Source organism: Terriglobia bacterium, from assembly GCA_035712365.1.
GTDB lineage: Bacteria > Acidobacteriota > Terriglobia > UBA7540 > UBA7540 > SCRD01.
The window spans coordinates 14,610-35,634 of sequence record DASTAW010000059.1 but is presented as its reverse complement, the minus strand read 5'-3'; the positions used below and the strand labels follow the sequence as shown (position 1 = coordinate 35,634).

The 21,025-nt window shown below is 57.4% G+C and carries 12 protein-coding genes and 1 riboswitch; of the genes, 9 read left to right on the top strand and 3 right to left on the bottom strand.

Annotated features, from left to right (window positions below):
* Positions 1-11 precede the first annotated feature (11 nt).
* Positions 12-2,318: a beta-galactosidase gene (locus VFQ24_17975; protein HET9180248.1), complete on the bottom strand. Its 2,307-nt coding sequence runs from the start codon at positions 2,316-2,318 to the stop codon at positions 12-14.
* A gap of 75 nt (positions 2,319-2,393) precedes the next feature.
* Positions 2,394-3,149 (bottom strand): sugar isomerase domain-containing protein, encoded by a 756-nt coding sequence (locus VFQ24_17970; GenBank protein ID HET9180247.1) that lies wholly within the window; start codon positions 3,147-3,149, stop codon positions 2,394-2,396.
* 729 nt (positions 3,150-3,878) lie between these two features.
* Between VFQ24_17970 and VFQ24_17965 the strand changes: the two genes are divergently transcribed.
* The 9 genes from VFQ24_17965 (at position 3,879) to thrB (ending at position 18,201) form a co-directional block, all read left to right on the top strand.
* Positions 3,879-7,364 carry a carboxypeptidase regulatory-like domain-containing protein gene (locus VFQ24_17965; GenBank protein HET9180246.1) on the top strand — a complete coding sequence of 1,162 codons (3,486 nt, stop codon included), beginning with the start codon at positions 3,879-3,881 and terminating at the stop codon, positions 7,362-7,364.
* Positions 7,365-7,543: 179 nt separating this feature from the next.
* Positions 7,544-8,509, top strand: coding sequence for an amidohydrolase family protein (locus VFQ24_17960; GenBank protein HET9180245.1), 966 nt, complete (start codon positions 7,544-7,546; stop codon positions 8,507-8,509).
* A 111-nt stretch (positions 8,510-8,620) separates the two neighbouring features.
* The gene (locus tag VFQ24_17955; GenBank protein HET9180244.1) at positions 8,621-10,399 is read left to right on the top strand and encodes a CocE/NonD family hydrolase; all 1,779 of its coding nucleotides are present in this window, start codon (positions 8,621-8,623) and stop codon (positions 10,397-10,399) included.
* A 102-nt stretch (positions 10,400-10,501) separates the two neighbouring features.
* Complete coding sequence (locus VFQ24_17950) at positions 10,502-13,168, top strand: glycoside hydrolase family 2 protein (protein ID HET9180243.1); 2,667 nt, start codon at positions 10,502-10,504, stop codon at positions 13,166-13,168.
* A 245-nt stretch (positions 13,169-13,413) separates the two neighbouring features.
* Positions 13,414-14,553, top strand: coding sequence for a DNA methyltransferase (locus tag VFQ24_17945; GenBank protein HET9180242.1), 1,140 nt, complete (start codon positions 13,414-13,416; stop codon positions 14,551-14,553).
* On the top strand, positions 14,510-15,307 hold the full coding sequence (locus VFQ24_17940; protein ID HET9180241.1) for a hypothetical protein: 798 nt from the start codon (positions 14,510-14,512) through the stop codon (positions 15,305-15,307). Before VFQ24_17945 ends, VFQ24_17940 begins: the two co-directional genes overlap by 44 nt.
* 97 nt (positions 15,308-15,404) lie before the next feature.
* Positions 15,405-15,514, top strand: a riboswitch (SAM riboswitch).
* A gap of 123 nt (positions 15,515-15,637) precedes the next feature.
* A complete protein-coding gene (thrC, locus tag VFQ24_17935; GenBank protein ID HET9180240.1) occupies positions 15,638-16,885 on the top strand; it encodes a threonine synthase in 1,248 nt (415 codons plus the stop codon).
* 83 nt (positions 16,886-16,968) lie between these two features.
* Positions 16,969-17,253 carry a MoaD/ThiS family protein gene (locus tag VFQ24_17930; GenBank protein HET9180239.1) on the top strand — a complete coding sequence of 95 codons (285 nt, stop codon included), beginning with the start codon at positions 16,969-16,971 and terminating at the stop codon, positions 17,251-17,253.
* Between the two features lie 36 nt (positions 17,254-17,289).
* Positions 17,290-18,201 (top strand): homoserine kinase, encoded by a 912-nt coding sequence (gene thrB / locus VFQ24_17925; protein ID HET9180238.1) that lies wholly within the window; start codon positions 17,290-17,292, stop codon positions 18,199-18,201.
* A gap of 58 nt (positions 18,202-18,259) precedes the next feature.
* On the opposite strand, the gene VFQ24_17920 is transcribed toward thrB, so the two are convergent.
* Positions 18,260-20,716, bottom strand: coding sequence for a hypothetical protein (locus VFQ24_17920; GenBank protein ID HET9180237.1), 2,457 nt, complete (start codon positions 20,714-20,716; stop codon positions 18,260-18,262).
* Between the last annotated feature and the right edge of the window lie 309 nt (positions 20,717-21,025).

Below are 21,025 nucleotides of genomic sequence, written 5' to 3'. Positions count from 1 at the left end.
GAGGCCCGCTGCTATCCCGCCCCGCTCAGCTTCACCACCCAGATTTCGCCACTGCTCAGATTCTTATCGAGCACCACACCGCCATTCGCGGCTTTAAATGCCACCGGGCGGCCGGTCACAACGTCTCGCGCTTCGTGGACGCTCCATGGAACGTGGATCGAAATGGAAGCCTGAGCAGGCTTCTGGTCGTGATTGAAAACGAAGATCAACTGCTCCGACGCGCTCACCAGCCGGCGGACTTCGATTTCGTTCGTGCCCTCACCCGAAACTTTCACTTCCGGGCTGACGCCGGCGGCCTGGGCGAGTGAGCGCAACAGCCGCCCGGTGGATGGATCGTGTTCGCGCTCGTAGGAAAGCGCGAGAAAGGTTCCGGCCAGGATGGCTTTTCCTTTGCCGTATTCCTTTTCAATCATGGCAGGCTGGCCGTTTGCGAAGCGCGCCAGAACCTGCGCTCCAGCCAGCGGCTCAAGCTCCTCTTCGAAGCTGTCGCCGCGCACCGATTCACCGGCCTTCATGCCCGGAAGGCTGGGTGAAGATTCCATCAGCAAGCGGGCGGCTTCGACCGGTCGAATAACTTTTTCGCGCGCGCCGAACACCTGCGCAAGATCGAAGCCGGGAATGACGTCGCTGGCAAACCCGCGTGCGTTGTTCCAGGCCAGGCGCGCCCCGGCCACCGCCGTCCCGCCCTGCTCGATGTAATGCTTCACACCCTCGGCGACCTGCTGGGAGATCATCACCGCGTAGGGGAGAAACAGAATCTTGTAGGCTTTCACCCTGCCGTCGATCACGTCCTGAGTGCTCACGAAATCGACTGGAATCTGCTTTTCGAGAAAGGCGCGGTGCAGGCCTTCGAGCGAATCCCGCTCCGCATTCCCGAGGGTAGAAAGCGACGGCTCCGTTCCGCCCACCATGTAAGAGAGCCTGTTGTAAAGGATGGCCACCTCAGCCGGGGCCGGCTGGGCCTGGTCGAGGGACGCGCCGTTTTGCGCGATGGCACTCGCCGTTTCACCGGCGGCATGCGCGCGCGGCGTGAGCGTGCCGTCCAGATTGATCAGGCCATAGCCGTTCGACTCGTAGCCCGCATTCATCGGATACCAGGCATAGACGGCGATTTCGGGTGCGCCGTGAGCGACCACCTGCCACATCCAGTACGCTTCATCATGGCCCGTGACGGGCTCGGCGATGCGCATCCCGGTGACGCCCTGGCCCGCCTGGAGTTCGCCGATCCAAAAACCCTTGCCCATGCTGTGCCCGGCCGAGCGCGAGAAGTCGAGACCAGCGGCCAGGTGTTCATAAGTCCAGGGGCTGCGCGATTCGGCATGCTTGGGATAGAGCGAAGTACCGAAGAAGTCAGCGCTGCCCGCCATCAGAAAGTCATCCGGCTCGCCGTAACCGTCGCGCGGATCGGTGAAGAGGCCCGGCACGGCGGCATGGCTGGTGATGGCGTGTATGTGGTCGGCGCTGCGGACGGCATCGACGCGGGCCTTGAGATCGGCGGCCAGCTTGGCGGTGATGAAGTCTCGCCAGTCGAGATAATCGGTGAAGGAGAGAATGGTTGAGAAGCGCGGCGGCGCAACGTCATCCCAGCTTGTGAATCCGCGGTACCAGGCTTTATTGAGCGCCGCGAGGGTCTGATACTTCGCCTGCAGCCACTGGCGGAACCGCGCCTGCGTGTAGCGGCAGTAGCAGAACTCAGGGTCCTTGAGATAATCGAATCCCGCCCAGTTCACCAGGTGCGGTTCGCTCCACACATCCCAGCCGTAAAGCGCGTTGTAATGATTGGCATCCTGCGAAAGCGTCTCAATGAATTTCACGACCTCATTGCGGACAGCCTCATCATCGATGCAGAAGCCGGGCGCGGTCTGGGAATTGATTACGGCCCCCGAACGGTCCACGAAACGGGAATCAGGAAAGCGCTGGCCCACCCAGTCGGGCGCGGAATCGGTATAAATCTGAACGATCACCCGCAGGCCGCGTTCCTGCGCGAGCCGTAACAGCAGGTTGAGGTTTTGGAGATCAAACTGACCGGGCTTGGGCTCGGCAGTGGCCCAATCCACCCAGCACTTGACCGTGTTGAAGCCAACCGCCTTGATCTGGTCAAGGTCCCTGCCCCAGCGGTCAGCGCTCGAGGCGTCCACCGGCTCCAGCATGGGAGCGCGCGCTTTGCCGCCTCCGTACCAAACGGCTACCGGAAAGAACGGCAGCGAGGCAGGGGCGGTTTGCGGCGCGCCCTGGCCCGCCATTGCCCAGGTGAGGACGAGGACCGACGCTGCGGCGAGAATTCCGCGCCAGCCGAGCTTTATCTTCGCGACCTTCATTATGAACCCCTACCCTTGCTGGTTCGAAGCGGCAGTCCGGCTCCATTGCGAGACTGCGCGCATGTTTGCGCGCTGTTATGGAACTCGCTGGGAAATGCGCCGCGCAAATTCCACGAAAACATTCTGGTTGTGGCCGGGTTCAAGTCCCACATTGGGCGATACAAAAGTGGCAGGCTTGTGTCCGCTCTTCACCAGCAGCGAGCCGACTTCAGCCACCAGAGCCATGGCGATGGTTACGCCGGCGACGGTTGAGCCTGCCGCAAACTTCTCCTTGATTCCCTCCATATCCACCAGAGCGTCTTCCGGCGGCACGCAGTTGTCGATGGCGACGTCCGCAAAGTCTGACAGCTTCTTGCCGGTGGAATGCGTAGCGGCCGCCTGGCGGTAGTTCTGATCAGAAGAAACGGTCACAACCGTGAGGCCCCGGCTTTTGGCTTCAAGCGCCACCTCCACAGGAGCGGCGTTCAATCCGCCATGCGAAAAGACCACGATGGAATCGCGTGACTCAAGCGCGTAGCTCGCCAGAACGTTCCTGACGTAACCCTCCTCGCGTTCCAGCCACAGCAATTCGCGCGCGCCTCCCGGCCCGACGACGTTGAACCACATCAGCCGCGGATCGTAAATCGGACAGAAACCCACAAAGCTGCCATAGCGCGGAAAAATGTCGAGAACGGGAATCACCGAATGGCCGCTCCCAAAAAGATAGACCAGCCCGCCCGAACTGATGGACTTGGCCATGGCCGCCGCGGCCTTTTCGATCGCTCCCTGCTGGGTTTGTTCGATCTGTTTGATGATTTCGTTGATTCGAGAAAAGTACGTTTTAGATGACATACGGTCCTGTTCTTCGTCTCAGGTAACGAATTTGATCCAGGCCCGACTGAACAACCAGCCGGAGACGAGCTTTTTTGTCCGCGTGACCGCCGCTAGATGGCGAAAATCGGGCTAGGAAACACCGGAACATCGCATCGCAAAATCCAGAATTTGCCGACGCGCTCAGATAGCGGGCACTCGGTTTACTGCACAAATTAAGGGACATTTTTACACCCAAGGCGCTCCCTGTAGCAAGCTCTCAATGAACATCTCCCTGATGCCAAAATTGGGGCTAAAGCCATATGCGCCTGGAACAGCCAAGGTTTCAAGCATTTAGAGCTTTGACCGCAACTTATTCATTGAGACTGACAGATCCGTAAGCCTGCCCGCTAGTGCCGCCCGCGTGGGGACTACCTGGCAAGTGGCGCCCGTTTACCAAAGCTTGGTACCTGTAGTACCGATTATTTGACGAACATCATGCGTATGCTTAGGAGGTTTTTTACGAAAATTCTATTGACACTTCCTTGACAGAGAGTTACAAAGGAAGCTGAGGTAACTTAGTGCGAACCCGCGGGGCGGTTGCGCGTTCAATAAAAGTTACCATCGCGACCGCATGCTTGCAGTAGTAACCCGCCACCTGCATTCTTCAAGATGATCTCGATAGCTACCTCGTCCCTCCATGAAGTCTTTGCCTGAAAGGGCATTGTCAAAAAAGGGTCTAGGGCATCACCTGCAAATTGGAGGACTGATATGGCAGGACTGCGTGTACTGCGGGGCCGTTTATTCCGTACTGTCACACGGCTCCTGGTTGCAATTATTGCAGTTGGAGTATTGACCTTGTGCGGCGGAATGCCTCTTCTTGCCCAGGAAGTTACAGGCGGCATTACGGGCACAGTAACAGACCCCTCCCATGCTGCTGTGCCCGTTGCCGCTATTGTTGCCACTGACACGGTGCGCGGCACAACATGGCAAACCACAACGAATTCAGCGGGCGTTTACAACTTTCCAAGACTTCCCGCTGGAAGCTACACCGTTAAGGCGTCAGCCTCAGGTTTCGCGACCGTTACGAAATCGGCGTTTGAGCTACAAATGAACCAAGTGGCCCGCGTAGACCTCGAACTACAAGTTGGTCAGGTGACACAAACCGTAGAGGTGACGGGCGCCCCGCCTCTGCTCCAGACGGACACCATGCAGAGAGGCTTTGTCACCAACTCGAACTTCAATGTCAACCTGCCGCTCGCCACGCGGAACTTTATCCAGTTGACCTTGCTGGCGCCTGGCGTGACCAACGTAAACCCAAGCTCATTTGTAAACGGCCAGCGGACCGGCGGAGGCGGCCGGCCCTATGTTAACGGGAACCGCAAGGAGGCCAATAACTTTCTGCTGGACGGGATCGACAACAACCAGACGTCCGATAATCTCACGTCCTATCAACCGAGTCCGGATGCCATCCAGGAGTTCAATCTGATCACAAACAACGCCCCAGCCCAGTACGGCCAATTCCAGGGCGGCGTGATCAGCACCACCATCAAGTCGGGCACCAACCAGTTCCACGGTGACGTGTTTGAATTCCTGCGCAATGACAAGCTCAACGCCAACAACTGGGCGCGCAACTGGCAGGGTCTTGGGAAGCCTGGCCTGCGCTGGAACACTTATGGCGGCACGATTGGCGGTCCGATCATTAAGGACAAGCTGTTCTTCTTTGCGGATTACGAGGGAGAGCGGCTGGACAACCCGCCCGTGACGGGAGTCATCACCGTCCTGACCCCCGCCGAACGCAATGGTGACTTCTCGCAGTTGTTATCCGAGAAGGGGATTCAGCTTTACAATCCCTGCGCGTCCTTCTCCGGACCGTGCACGGCGCCTGCGAACCCGGGGGCGAGTCCTCGCTTGCCCTTTACCACGGCTAACACCGGACTTCCGGATAACGTCATTCCTACCAGCATGCTCGATCCGGTATCGCAAAATCTCTTTAACTCCGGGAAATATCCCGGCCCGACGATCCAGAATCCCTCGGGTTCGGCGTTTCCATTTCCGCTCCAAGACAACGCTCTCAATACGAGCAGTAGCCAAACCAAGAATGACCAGGGCGACGTCAAAGTCGATTACATGGTCAATGAGAGCAACCACATCTGGGGCCGTTATTCGCAGGGGTTCCAGACAATTCCCAGCACGAACTCTTTTCCGCTGCTCTCCCAGGGCTTTAACAATTCTCCTTACCACGGCGCGGTGCTCGACTGGACCCACACGTTCAGCCCGACCATGGTGATGGATGCAAGAATGGGAATAAATCGCATCTATCTGAATAACGGCGCTACCACCGCGGCTCTGGGAAATTTCGGCACTCAGATCGGTATCGGAGACGCCAACGTTCATGGCCCAGGCCTCCTGGCGCTAAACTTCACCAATGGCTTCGCGACCAATCTTGGCGCTTCTGACAGCGAACAGTTGTTCGCCGACACGACGCTTGAACCGACGGTCGATTTCATTTTGACCAAGGGTCATCACGAAATGCACGCCGGTTTTCAGGCGTTGCGGTATATCATCAACACGTTCTACGCCGGCAACAACGGTAAATTCGGGTTGCTCGCTTACAGCGGTCAGTATACGAGTTCGGGTCCGGGTGCTCCGGCATCTGCCAAGGGCTTCTCTGAAGCGGATTTCCTCCTGGGATTGCCCGGCGGCACACCCTCAGTCGGACTCGGAATCAGTGCTGGAACCTGGGGACATCGTAGCTGGATGTATGCTCCCTACTTTCAAGACAACTGGCGCATCAGGGACGGTCTGACCCTCAACCTCGGCCTGCGATGGCAATACACCCAGCCTTTTACCGAGGTCCATGATCGCCAGGCGAACTTCGGGCCCATCACCGGAACCGAATACTTTGCCGGCCAGGGCAACTGCCCCTACAGCAATTGCAGAGCCCTCTATAACAATTACTGGAACGATTGGGAGCCTCGAATCGGCTTTGCCTGGACGCCGGCCTTCAGCAAGAACACGGTGGTCCGCGGCGCTTACACCATCTCCTCTTTCCTGGAAGGAACCGGCACCAACCTGCGCCTTCCTCTGAATCCTCCGTTCAACTCGGAATTCGAGAACGATTACACCACGGGCAGCGCCCTCTTCTTCCCCGGCTCGACCTCGAGCCAGGGTCTGTCAGTGCTGGCGGCTCCTGCCAATCCATTCGTCAATACCAACATCCGGCTTTGGGATCCGAACGTACGGCCGGATGCCACCCAGCAATGGAACCTCAGCGTCGAGCACCAGCTCCCCGCGCAAACGCTGGTGTCGTTGGCGTATGTTGGGCAGCATGGAACGCACTTGATGGTTCCCAGGCCGTTCTTTCAGCGACGCCTGGTGGGTGAAGCTGGTTGCACATCAGCGAATGCCACCTTCTTCTCGGGGTCTACCGTGCTAACATGCGGCAGCCCGTATCTGTCCGGCAACCCGTTCCTCTACAACTCGATCGGGCAGATCTCCGGAACGGAATCAAACGGTAACCAGCGTTACGACGCTTTGCAAGCCAGCGTGACAAAGCGCATGACGCATGGGCTGCAACTTCAGGTGTCCTACACGTACTCCAAAACCATGACCAATTCCATTGGCTACTACGGTGACAGCGGGCAGGCGGCGTCCAATTCTGCGTACTGGCAGAATCTGTATAATATGGCGGCGGAATGGGGTCCTTCCTACTTCGACACCACACACCTGTTCACCACCTCTTACGTCTATCAGTTGCCATTCGGCCACGGCAAGAGCTTCGGAAGCAACTGGAACTCCGTGACCAACGGCGTGCTGGGCGGCTGGGAGATTTCCGGGATCGTCAGCGCTCACACGGGCTATCCGATCACCATCACTGGTCCTGACAACTCCGGGACGAAGAGCCGCGGCGCCAAGGCAAGCTGCATAGCTCCAGCCACTTATCCACACGGGGTAGGGCCGAACACCTCATGGTTCAGCATTGGGTCCTTCGCGCAGGCGCCAGTCGGAGCTTTCGGCACCTGCTCTAATGGGACGGTGCGAGGGCCTGGATTGACGGGCTGGGACCTTGGAGTCATGAAGAACTTCCACTTTACAGAGTCCAAATACCTCCAGTTCCGGAGTGAGTTCCTCAACTTCACGAACACTCCGGTGTTCAACGCGCCCAATCGCAGCGTGACCAGCTCTCAGTTCGGTCAGATCCGCAGCTCACAGGGCGAGCGCAACATCCAGTTCGCTCTGAAGTTCTACTTCTAACCCTCTGCGGCTTCACGCCTCTTGCGGGACATAGAAAGTCCCGCAGGGGGCGCAGCCGCAATTATGAAGCTGCCTCTTAAATTAAAGCCCCCCGTTCGATTCCCGTCCCACGCCCTCGAAGTCTTTGTCACCCCGTGATTCGTGCGGCCGGAAGACGTGGTTTGCGTTAGAATACCGGCGTGAATCGCAGAACCTTCCTCGGCATCGCGGCGACCGCGGCCGCTGTGGACATCGACATGAGCACCAAAACCACAAGCATTCCCATCATCGATACCCACATCCATCTGTTCGATCCGTGGCGCCCGAAAGGAATACCCTGGCCGCCGAAGGACGACACGAAGCTCTATAAACCCGCACTGCCGGAACGCTACTTGAAAGTAACCGAAGGGCAGAGCATTGTGGGCGCCATTGAAGTGGAATGCAGCCCGAGGCTGGAAGACAACCAGTGGGTGCTGGACACCGCCGCCAATGCTCCGGTGATGGTGGGAATGGTCGGCGACCTGGAGCCGGAGAGGGCCGATTTTCCGAAGCAGCTCGAACGCTTTCACCGCAACCCGCTGTTCCTCGGAATTCGCTGTGGAAATCTTTGGGGCCGCAACATAAGCAGGCAGCTTGGGAATCCGGATTTCGTTCGCGGTCTTAAGGAGCTTGCCGACGCCAGACTGGAAATGGACACGGCGAATCCCGATCCGGAGCTGATCGCGGCAGTTGTCCGGCTGACGGACCTGGTTCCCAACCTGCGCATTGTGATCGACCACTTGCCGCAAATGAAGGAGCCCACCGAACCCAGGGCAAAAAAAGAACTCGAGGCAAATCTGCTGGAGCTTGGCAAACGGCCGCAGGTATACGTGAAAGTTTCGGAGGTTCTGCAGCGTCTTGACGGCCGCCTGCGCCTTGACCTCAATGTCTACAAACCCACGCTCGACCGCTTGTGGGACATCTTCGGCGAAAACCGCCTGATTTACGGCAGCGACTGGCCCAACAGCGACCACATTGAAGAGTATCCGCAAGAACTCACTCTGGTTCGCAAATATCTTTTCGGCAAAGGGCGCGTGGCCGCAGAAAAAGTCTTGTGGAAGAATTCCGTCGCCGCCTACCGCTGGAAGAGACGCGACCCCAAGCAACCTGATCCATCTGCTGCCTAGCCTCCCACTGATCGCGCTTCCCATGCCGGCGTTTGTGACATATACTTGCCGCCTTGCGGGCTGGACAGAGCATTGGCATCCCCCTGCAAATCATCTTTGGGAGAGCACAACATGAAGCGAACCTCTCGCTGGCCACTTGGGATGGCTGTCCTGATGCTGACAGCGGTCCTGCCCCTATGCGCCGCGGAGCGATATCACGTCATCATCCAACGCAATGTTCCGGTCAGCATGCGTGACGGAGTGGTGCTGTATGCAGACATTTACAGGCCGGACTCGCAGGGTAAGTTTCCCGTGATCCTGGAGAGGACTCCTTACAATAAAGATGGCAGCCTCGGTTTCGCGATGAAGGCCGCGGAGCGCGGCTACATAGCCATCGTCCAGGATGTGCGCGGGCGGTACACCTCGCAGGGCGAATGGTATCCCTTCATGCACGAATCGCAAGATGGCTACGATACGGTGGAGTGGGCAGCCGGGTTGCCATATTCCGACGGCAAGGTGGGAATGGTGGGAGGTTCCTACGTGGGCGCTACGCAAATGCTCACCGCGATCGTGCATCCGCCGCACCTCGCCGGAATCTTTCCAGAGGTGACAGCCTCAAATTATCACGATGGTTGGACCTACCAGGGAGGAGCGTTCGAGCAGTGGTTCAACGAGTCGTGGACGTCCGGCTTAGCACAGAACACCCTTGAGCGCAGGGTTACGTCTGCAACCAATGCGCGGGAGGGCATGTGGACTCTCCCTCTCAGCCAATATCCGCTGTTCAATTTCGGCGCATCTTCGCCCTGGCCCACAGACCTGGGCGCGCTGGCGACTTACTTCATCGACTGGCTGTTGCACCCGTCCTACGACGACTACTGGAAACGCTGGGCGATTGAGGAACACTATCCGGACATCAAAGTCCCGGCGTACATTGTTGCTGCCTGGTATGACATCTTCCAGGGCGGCTCATTAAAAAATTATATCGGCATCAGGGCGCACGGCGGTACGGAAGCCGCGCGCAATGAAACCCGCCTGATGGTCGAGATCGGCGGGCATGCGGGCAGCGGAAGGAAGATTGGCGAGGTCGATTTCGGGCCGCAGGCTGACTTCGATCTGGATGAAATCGAACTGCGCTGGTACGACCACCTGCTGAAGGGCAGCAACAACGGAATTGAGAATGAAAAGCCGGTCAGGATTTTTGTGCTGGGCGAGAACCAATGGCGAGACGAAGATGATTGGCCATTGGCACGCGCAAAGAACGCCGAATACTACCTCCACTCCGGCGGCCACTCAAACCTTCTGACAGGTGACGGCAGCCTTTCCACGAAGGCCCCGGAATCGGAGCCCAAGGATCAGTATGTTTACGATCCGGAGAACCCTGTGCCCACCCTCGGAGGCCCGCTCTGCTGCGATGCCGCCCACCTTATGCCAGGCCCCGTTGACCAGCGCCCTGATGAAGCCCGGCCAGATGTGCTGGTCTTCACCACTCCCGCCTTCAGGCAGGACTTTGAGGTTACCGGCCCGGTGAAGCTGGAGCTCTATGCCAGTTCGTCGGCAGTGGATACCGACTTTACGGGAAAACTGGTGGACGTATGGCCCAACGGGTTTGCGCAGAATCTTACGGAAGGCATCGTCCGTGCCCGCTACCGGGGTTCACAGCTAAAGCCTGAGTACATGAACCCAGGCCAAGTCTACAAATTTACCATTGACCTCTGGTCAACCAGTAACGTGTTTAAGGCGGGGCACAAGCTTCGGCTCGAAGTTTCCAGCAGCAACTTTCCGCGGTTTGACCGCAACCCTAACACCGGAAACAGCCCGGAGAGCGCCAAGCGGTGGGCGAAGGCGACTAACGTGGTCTACCACGACAGTGCGCATCTTTCCGTCCTGGTGCTGCCGGTCGTGTCGCGCTAAGGCAATCTAGTGCGCCGTCGCAAAACTGCCTCCCAGGATGATTGCTGTATAATGGCGGATTAAACCGAAGACCAACGAACCGAGTGGCCCGGGGAGGGTGCCTTGCGATTACGTGTCTGCCTTTTCCTTCTTTCACTGCTGATCACGTTGAGTTCAGGTCTCCGAGCGCAAGCCTCGGGCAACGGCACGCCGCTTCGCCTGGATCTGGCCACGGGTTGGAAACTTCAGTCCTCCGCGCAAGTGCCGCAGCAGGGCGATGTCATTTCACAGGAAGGCTTCCAGCCCTCCGGCTGGTACTCAACCAGCGTTCCTTCCACTGTTCTGGCGGCGCTGGTTAACAACAACCTGTATCGCGATCCCTATTTCGGGATGAACCTTCGTAAGATTCCCGGCACCACCTACCCCATCGGCAAGAATTTTTCCAACCTTCCGATGCCGCCTGACAGCCCATTTAATGTGCCGTGGTGGTACCGGACCAGTTTCCCGCTGCCCGCGAACTTCGCCGGCAGGCAGATCTGGCTGCACTTTGGGGGCATCAACTATCGCGCCACCATCTGGCTGAACGGACACCAGATTGCAGGGCCCGACCAGGTGGTCGGCATGTGGCGAACCTATGATTTCAATGTGACGGACGAGGCCCTGCCGGGGAAAACGAATTCGCTTGCCGTCGAGGTTACCGCGCAGCGCGCCGACGATCTCGGCATCACCTGGGTGGACTGGAATCCGGCGCCCCCTGACAAGGACATGGGACTCTGGCAGGGAGTTACCGTGACAGCGACGGGGCCCGTGGCGTTGCGTGATCCTCAGGTGGTGACGAACTTCGACCTGCCGAGCCTCGATGTCGCACATCTGACCGTCCGCGCAGAGCTCGCAAATGGATCCGGTGATGCCGTCCGGGGCGTTCTAAAAGGAAGCATCGGCGATGTCAGCTTTCAGCAGGAGGTGGAACTGAAACCCCATGAAACGCGCGAGGTCAACTTCCTCCCGGACCATTTTTCGCAGCTCAATTTCCACAATCCCCGCCTGTGGTGGCCCTGGCAGATGGGGCCTCAAAATCTCTATCACCTGGAGATGGAATTTGAGGCTGACGGCGCGGAGTCGGATAGCAACGAGACCCAGTTCGGCATTCGTGAAATCACCTCCAAGCTGAATGCACATGGCTACCAGGAATTCATGGTGAACGGCAAATCCATCCTGATCCTGGGCGCCGGATGGGCCCCCGACATGATGCTTCGCTTCGATCCGGGAAGGACGGAAGAGGAAATCCAATACGTTAAGGACATGCACCTGAACACCATCCGCCTCGAAGGTAAGATTATTGACAAACATTTCTTCGACCTGTGCGACAGGTACGGAATTCTAGTGCAGGCGGGGTGGTGCTGCTGTGATTATTGGGAAAAGTGGAAGACCTGGAAACCGGAAGATTACACCGTGGCGGAAGACTCTCTGCGAGACCAGATCCGCCGCGTGCGAAATCATCCTTGCATGCTGGACTGGCTGTACGGAAGTGATAACGCGCCGCCTCCCCGCGTCGAGAAGATGTATTTGCAGGTACTGGCGGAATCCCACTGGCCGAATCCGTACCAGTCCTCGGCGACCGCGCAGACCACAACTCTGACCGGCCCCTCAGGATTAAAGATGAACGGTCCTTACGACTGGGTTCCGCCAAACTACTGGCTGTTGGATACGAAGAACGGAGGCGCCTTTGGGTTTGCGACGGAGATCAGCCCCGGTCCGGCTGTGCCGCCGCTATCCTCTCTGAGGATGATGATGCCCGCAAAAGACCTCTGGCCCATCAACCCCGTGTGGGACTTCCACGCAGGCGGGGGCGAATTTAAGAGCATGGGCATTTTTAATAAAGCACTCGATGAGCGTTACGGCCAGGCAACCGGGGTTGCAGATTACGCCGAGAAAGCGCAACTGATGACCTATGAAGGCGAGCGAGCCATGTTTGAGGGCTACCGCCGGAATAAATTTGTTTCTACGGGCGTGATCCAGTGGATGCTGAACACGGCTTGGCCGGGCTTGATCTGGCACCTCTACGACTATTATTTGCGGCCGGCGGGTGGATATTTCGGCACGAAGAAAGCGTGCGAACCGCTTCACGTCCAGTACTCCTATGATGACCGTTCCGTGGTGGTTGTTAACTCAGATTTGAGCCCGTATGAAAAGCTTGCGGTCGGCGCCACGGTTTATGACATCAATCTGAAAAAGGAATTCTCCCGGGAGCGAAGTGTCAACATCGCTCCAAACAGCAGCACGCGCGTTTTTCCCATTCCCAAGCTTCAGGGCCTCTCGACCACGTATTTCATCCGCCTGACCCTAAAGGATTCAGCCGGAAAACTGGCGAGCACAAACTTCTACTGGCTTTCCACAAAACCGGATGTTCTCGACTGGTCAAAGACCAGGTGGTACTACACGCCGGTCAGCAGCTATGCCGACTTCACGGCGCTGAAGGACCTGCCCAAGGTCGGCCTGAACCTCCATGCGACCACGCGTGTGGACGGCCCAATTGAGGTGACCAGCGTGACAGTCAGGAACCGATCTTCGCACCTGGCCTTTTTTACTCATCTCCGCATTGACAAGGGCGACCGCGGCCCAGAGATCCTCCCGGTGCTGTGGCAGGACAACTACTTTGAGCTGATGCCGGGCGAGGAGCGGGAGATTACTGCCAGCTACTCGAAGGATGCGTTACGAGGCGCCACGCCGTATGTGGCTATCGACGGCTGGAATGTTTCAGCCGGTTCCGTGGCAGCGGAGAAAGAGTAATTACCGGTTCCTGAGACTCATCGTACGGGGCACGCTCAGAAATATTCCCGCGCCCCGTGTGCGGGTATCTGCCTTTGCTTTACGAGTAGACCTCCTAAATCAGCATCATGGCTGGGCATTTATTCGACGAATACACATTTTGAAGGCTTGGAAGCAAAGCCCGCAGACTAGACCAATGACACAGCGTTTGGTTGTTGGAACAAACACCTCTTTTGAGATAAACTTGGGAAGCTAAAGTGATGTCAATGAAGAGTAAAATCCTGAACAAAACTGCCCAAATCATCCCAGGTCTGTTCGGGCCTCCCGCAGGAAACGGCAGATTGCTGCAGGAGCGGAACCGTCTGCCGAACCATGAGGGAAAATCTAAGGTACGGGAATCAACCATATACTTCCAGCCAGCAGAGACCCTTTATCGCAAGTGGCCAGCTCCGACCTGCATCATCGTCGATGGGCCCTACGGAGTCGCTGGCTTTCCGGGAGATCTGCCCGCCCATGGTAACTTAGCTGAGTGGTACAAGCCGCATATCGAGCAATGGTCCAAGTATTCAACTCCGCGAACAACGCTTTGGTTCTGGTGTACTGAGATTGGCTGGGCAACTGTCCATCCTATATTCGTTCGGAATGAGTGGGAGTACCGCGCGTGTCACGTTTGGGATAAGGGAATGAGCCATGTCGCAGGTAACTCTAACACTCAGACACTGAGAAAACTGCCTGTTGTCACAGAGGTTTGCGTCCAATACATTAAGCCGCCGCGATTCGAAATTGCGGGCTGTAGTCTTTCTATGCAGGACTGGCTCCGCTACGAATGGAAACGCACGGGCCTTCCATTCCATCTGGCGAACGAAGCGTGCGAAGTCGCGAATGCTGCGACGCGCAAGTACCTTACTGCGGACCACCTGTGGTATTACCCGCCTCCGGAAGCGTTTGAAAAACTGGCTCGTTTTGCCAACGAGCACGGGAGGCCAGAAGGGAAACCCTACTTCAGCACCGACAGGTTAGCTCCTATCAGCGCAACCGACTGGTCGAAATTACGCGCCAAATTTAAGTGCGAAGCGGGCGTCACGAATGTGTGGCGCGAACCGCAAGTGTCTGGCATCGAGCGCATTCAGGGCCAGCGCAATGGAATGCGTTACAAATTCGCCAGTCTGCATGGCAGCCAGAAACCCCGCCGCCTAATCGAGCTACTCATCCGAACCTGCACCGATGAAAGTGACGTCGTTTGGGAGCCTTTCGGTGGCCTTTGTCCAGGAGCGGTTGTCTGCTGTGACCTTAACCGAAAATATTATGCGGCGGAAATACTCCCAGAGTTCTACGCCGCCGCCGTTGAAAGACTTAATAACCATGCCAAAGCGACCCGCCCTTCCGGTGAGAAAAGAACCCGATAAATGGGAACACTATAAGCTGTGGCAACGCATACGGGAAGCTATCTTTGCTCTTCCTAGCCATTTCAGTTCGCCGACAACAATCGATGGTATGCTCGCACCTGACGTATTCACGCTTGCCGCTGCTCTGGGAGCAACCATCGAAGATGAGGTTGTCCAAACCTTAAATCGTATTCGGTCCGTGTGGGACCCTGACAAAAATTATGAGACATATGGGTTCGTCCGCCAGCCCCAAACGTTCCCTGACGTGCTGCTACGTAAAAAGAACAACGGAACCGAAATTCTTCTCGGTATCGAGTTAAAGGGCTGGTATCTTCTCAACAATGAAGGCATGCCGAACTTCCGATTCACCGTCAATCCTGGCTGCTGTAACCCATGGGACCTAATTGTGGTAGTGCCATGGGTACTTTCAAACGTGATTTCCGGCTCTCCTGTGGTCTACGATGTATTTGTGGAAATAGGTCGGTACGCCGCCGAGCACAGAAATTACTACTGGGAGCATGAAAGAACTGCCGAAGGCGATAGCAGCGTCGTTCCCGCAGTAGACATCAAAACTTATCCACTCAAGAAAGACAAGATTTCCGATCGGGCAGCGTATGACCCCGGAAAGAACTTTGGACGTTTAGCGCGCTATGGGGTTATGAGCGACTACGTCCAAAAGACGACTGCAAAAGGTGTTAGAGGAATTTCGGCTCGGGAGTGGCTCACGTTCTTCAAAAAGCATGCCCGACCGGGATCGTTTGTAGAGTCGCCTTGACACATGACAAAAGTGTCACAGAACGGCGCAATCCAGTTGACAAGACGGCTGAGCTTGGCTTAGAGTGGAGACTACAATTTGGTTGTGTAAGACCTGTATCTCATCCAGAGTGGCCGAGGGACGGGCCCTAAGACGCCACGGCAACCGCCCGGGAAGTAAGTCCGGGGTCAGGTGCTAACTCCCGCCCGTGATTGGGGGAGATGAGAAGGGGACGTAAGTCTTTGTATGAGCCTCCCCGATGAGAACCGGGGAGGCTTTTTTAGTTTGCCCTCTCCAAATCTCCTACCGACCCCAAGCCACTCTGGAACCGTAGCGACGCTTGGAGGAAATGTGAGCTATCTCAAATTTTTGGAATGCCGACAGTGCGGGCAGACTTATCAGATTGAGCCAATCGCTGCCTGCGAAAATTGCTGGGCACCCCTGGAAGTGGTTTACGATTACAAGCGGATCCGGGCGGAAGTCCCCCGAACACAGGTGGAATCGCGACTGCCCACGATGTGGCGTTATAAGGAACTACTGCCCGTGACCGGCGAGCCTGCTGTGGGACACTCAACGGGGTTCACGCCCCTGGTAGCGGCTCCGCGTCTTGCCAAGGCACTGGGAGTACGGGAATTGTACCTTAAGAACGACGCCGTCAACTTCCCCACCCTTTCCTTCAAAGATCGCGTGGTTGCCGTAGCACTTAGCAAGGCGCGAGAGTTTGGCTTTGAGACCGTTGGATGCTCTTCGACCGGAAACCTGGCAAACTCCGTTGCCGCACAGGCGGCAGCGGGTGGGTTCAAGAGTTTTATTTTCGTTCCGGCTGATCTGGAACCGGAAAAACTCATCAACACACAAATTTACGGCGCCACTCTGGTGAAGGTGAGCGGGAATTACGACCAGGTGAACCGGCTCTGCAGCGAAATCTCACAGAAGTACTCATGGGGGATGGTGAACGTCAACCTGCGTACTTACTACTCTGAAGGCTCGAAGACTTTCGGCTATGAAATCGCGGAGCAACTTGGCTGGCGGGTACCACAGAACATTGTGGTTCCTATGGCCGGTGGATCGCTGATCACAAAAATCCACAAGGCCTTTGGAGAGTTCAAGAAGCTCGGGTGGATTGAGCCGGCGGCAACCAGGTTTTACGGGGCCCAGGCCACTGGATGTTCTCCCATCACCACGGCTGCCCGGAACGGTACCTGCGAAATCGTCCCGCAGAAGCCGAACACGATCGTAAAATCTCTCGCGATCGGCAACCCGGCTGACGGCTTTTATGCTTCCAAGGTGATCCAGGAGACCGGCGGCGCGGGGGAGGATGTTTCAGACCCCGAAGTGGTTGAAGGCATTCGATCGCTGGCCGAGACTGAGGGCTTTTTCGCGGAAACCGCGGGCGGTGTGACCGTGGCCGTGGCGCGCAAGCTCATCCGAAATGGCACTTTGAATCCCGATGAATCAACAGTGCTGGCGATAACCGGAAACGGACTGAAAACCATTGGGGCCGTAAGGGAAGCCATCAGCGCCGAGGAAGCAATCCGGCCGAAGCTGGCGGATTTCGAGGACCGTTACCTCAAACTTCACGCGGCGGCAAGCGCCTGAAGCGCCGCAGCGCAGAAGGATGACGCGCCGACTGAGGCATTGTGGACCATCACAGACACTTGTAAGACTGGAGGCAGATTCGATTGCAGATCACAGTTCGTATTCCACCCCCGCTGAGAAAATACACCGATGGCGCCGAAAGCGTTGACACAGCGGCCCAGAATCTCGGTGAATTATTCGACGGGCTCGATCAGAAGTTTCCGGGCATCAAGAAGGTGCTTTGTGCCGAGGACGGCACGCCACAACGCTTTCTGAATATCTACGTCAATGATGAGGATATTCGCTTCCTGGGAGGCTCGCAGTACAGTTTTAATGATGGCGATGAGATACTGCTTATTCCTGCCATCGCCGGTGGCGCCGCAGTATAAGCGACCGAACCACTCTTCCCCGGACGCAGCAAGGCCATGCCCCAGCGCGGTTCAGTACGAGTTCCTGCCACCAGCGCCAATCTGGGATGTGCCTTTGACTGTGCGGCGCTGGCCCTGAACCTTTACCTCGACATCCACGTAACGCGGCGGTCTGACCTCGGCGTCAGTGTCCACTACAAGGGCACGAATCCGGACAGAATCCCTTCCGACGAAAATAATCTGATTGCCTCCAGCATGAAGAAGATCCTGCAGCGATGGGGCAACGACTACGGATTCGACCTGGAAATCAACAATCAGATTCCGGTAGGCGTGGGACTGGGATCCAGCGCGGCAGCTATTGTTGGCGCCATCGCAGCGGCCCACTGGCTTACGGAGCGGGCGCTTTACGATAACGAGATGGTTTCACTCGCGACCGAGATTGAAGGGCACCCGGACAATGTTGCGGCGGCGTGGCACGGAGGTTTCACCGTGGCGATGCAGGAGAAGCAGCGCGTGGTGGCCTATTCTTCTCCCGTACCGGACTTGTTCCACCTGGTGCTGGTGATTCCCAATTACGCGCTTGCTACAGAAAAGGCCCGCGCCGTGTTGCCGGCCCAATATTCACGGGCAGATGCAACTCACAACATCCAGAGGGCCGCAGTGCTGTCAGCACAGATGTTTTCAGGCAAGGTGGATTTCCACCCGGGTCTCTTTGACGACCGCCTGCACCAGCCCTACCGCGCGGAGTTGATGCCCGGCCTGAGTGAAGTTCTTGCGTTGAAACACTCGAGCTTGCTGGGCCTGTGCCTGAGCGGCGCCGGACCATCGATTCTGGCGTTCACCAAAACACACGCACCTGAGGTGGGCGAGGCCATCTGCCGGGTCTTGCGAGAAAAAGGCGTGGAGTCGAGTTACTCCATTCTCCTGCCCGACAATCGAGGCGCCAAAGGCTGGAGCCTGCCTGTCTGATGCCCGGACCAATTTTTCCGGAGAGCAGAACTCACTTCGGCGCCCACCAAACAAGCAGCTAGTACTGCACCTCGGTCAATCTGCCTGTATTTTCGCCTCTCAGCCAGATGTAAATGGGGGCGTGGGGGCTGGGCGGAGGCCAGGGCATTTCAATCTTGAGGGTCTGGGACTGGGCGCTTCCAGGAACAGGAGTAGGAATACCCTGCACCGGGTAGCCTGTTCCAGGACCCCACCCGGTCTTTTCGATCATCTGCAGGTCCTGCCCAGTGAGCGTCCCGGCATAAAGCGAGTCTTCTACTTTTTGATCGCTCAGGGTGAATTTGGTGATCTGCGGCAACCTTGTGACGCGACCAAGTGCATAGGGATCTGAGCTGCCGGTCGTCTGGTCCGTTACGGTAGCGGCCAACGTGCACCCCGACTGGCCCACCACGCCGGGTTCAACTGAAAGAAACAGGGCTCCGCTGCCAGCGAAATCAAGCTGGGCTGGTCCATTCCTGTCGCCGGGATGTAACGTGAGCGTCTGACGGGTATCGCTGTCATTGCTGCAGTCCAGGGCGAGAACCGGGCTCGGCCCCATATGTTCGGTCTCGATGGCGAAGCTGACCACCGAGCCTGCTGGGATTTCATTCTTTTCCAGCGAGATGTAGGTGTCCTTCGGGAACGAGACCCGCACGTCCGTGATTCTCGGGCGCGGACCCACCACGTGAACCATGTCCGCAACCGGCAGCGGCTTGCTAATTCCTCGAACGTAAAGGCTGGCACTCAGAAGTTCATCCTTGTGTACTTTCGGAGCGAGATGGAGGGTGGCTTTGCGCTGTTTGATTTCGCCCTCTGGCTCCGGAGCAAGGGCCCACTCGACGCCATCGCTTGTAATCCGGGTAATACGATCGAGGCCGGAGCCTTGAAGCGTCAATGTTTGCGTCGTTTCACCCAGGTTCGCGCGTAGCGGCAAGTCCAAAAGCTGTGGGTTCGGCGGATGGATGGTGAGCGGCACATCCTGGATCGCCCCGTTCAACTGAGTCAGCATCAGCAGATACCGCCCCGGCTCAAGGGTTGAAGTGTCAACTTCCGTCTGCAGGGCCTTCTGCTCGCCTCCCTGTTTACCCTTGTCAAGCGTGAAGCTCAGGTCTTTCGCCGTGGCGTTCTGGCTGCCCGCCCGCACCAGGGCCAGCTTGTTCACGAATTCGAAGTCGGGTCCGGTCAGCTTGACAGCAACGGTTCCGCTTCCGTGCACAAGGTTGTCTTCAGATTCCTGCTCAACCTTTGCCGAAGACAGATCGGCAAACTTGTGAAGTTCCAGCGTTCCGCCGACATCAAAGGGCGTCCAGTCCCAGAGGGCAGCCAGCTTGTATTTGCCCGGCGAAAGGCTTGCCTTCGAGAGGTCCAAGGTCAAGGTGTCGGCGGCAGAACCCACAGTAACATCGACCGGGACGGAGGAGTGGTGGTCATCCGAAACCAGCCGCCATTCGCGGGCGCGCGAGAGGTCTCTCAGTTGAACCCGGGTGGCACAGGTCACTTGGACCTCCGATTTCCAGTCAAGCGGGACGTACGCCGTCGCAGGAAGCGTTGCCGCCGGCGGGCCGGAGTTGGGGACCCGCCGCACCCACAAGAAAGCCGTCCGCATGCGTTTGGCAGGCTGCTTCTGGGTGGTGCAAAGCTCCAAATTCTTCGAGCTTGTGGTCTGCGCGAAGGCGGCGCGGAAGTCCGTGTCAGGAAACATAAGGGTCATCATATTCTGCAGCAATGAGGCTCCGCCCGCCGCCAACCCGACGGGAGTGCTGCCCCAGAACAAGGCCGCTACCCAGGCGGCGACACCCGCGGACTGCTGGAGCGCCGCCGAACTTTTCCGTTCTGCCAGCGGATCGTACGAAGAAAGCACCGGAACGACGGCGTGCAGCAACTGTGAGGCTTGCTGGTCTGCCGGAGCGGTCGAATTGATCGAGGGCAGCGAAACTCCATACTGCGACGAAAATCCCTTAAGCACGGCATCAAGATCGCGACTGGCCGGCGGCGATTGCTCGTAATTTGAAAGGGTCTGAACCAGGGCTTCGACCGTCGCAGCCTTTTCAGCATAATCCGCAAGCTGCGGTATCAGGTTTTGGTTGTGCTCGATGAGAGAATTGAACTTCTTGACATCAAGCCCATGAGGTCCATAAACCACGCCAACAATGGACGCGCGGGCTGGTACGTTCCATTCCTGAACCGCATTCGCGGGTTTGGGATCGAGGACTTCAATCTTGCTGGATGGGCCGCTCGATGCGGGAACAAGGATAACGGTGATCTTTCCTCTGGGCGCACTTTTCTGATCGGCGGATGGCGGTTCGTATTTCAGCTTCTCACCGCGCAGCACCTCGTTGACCGAATTGATTGGAAGCGGAGGCTGGCCATGCTCCGGGACCAGCATCAGGCGGAACTGAGTGACGGGAGTGCCGGCAGAGCATGTGCCGGGACTAATAGCAAGACATCGGCACGAACTGGCCAGCAACAGCAGAGCAAAATAAACAATAGTCCTCAAATCGACCTTATTAACCCCCTCCCTCTGTGTTGCAGAATCAGGCAAGCTTCAATAGTAGGTTCGACAATGCCTTTTTGGCAACCCATGCTGGCGGCTTGGTTCACTCTCGCTTGGATGTTGTACTGGGGAATAGGGATGGCAGACCAACTCCAAAAATTGCGAACTTCTGAAGCCAGCAAGCATCTCGCCTGGGACTTTGGGCGCACGCCAGACGGCGGTTTCGCCGCCCCCCACCCCTAACCACATCCTGCTGGACCGGTGCTAACTGATGGGTTCCGATTGAGAAACTGCAGGCCCTCCGCGCGCGAG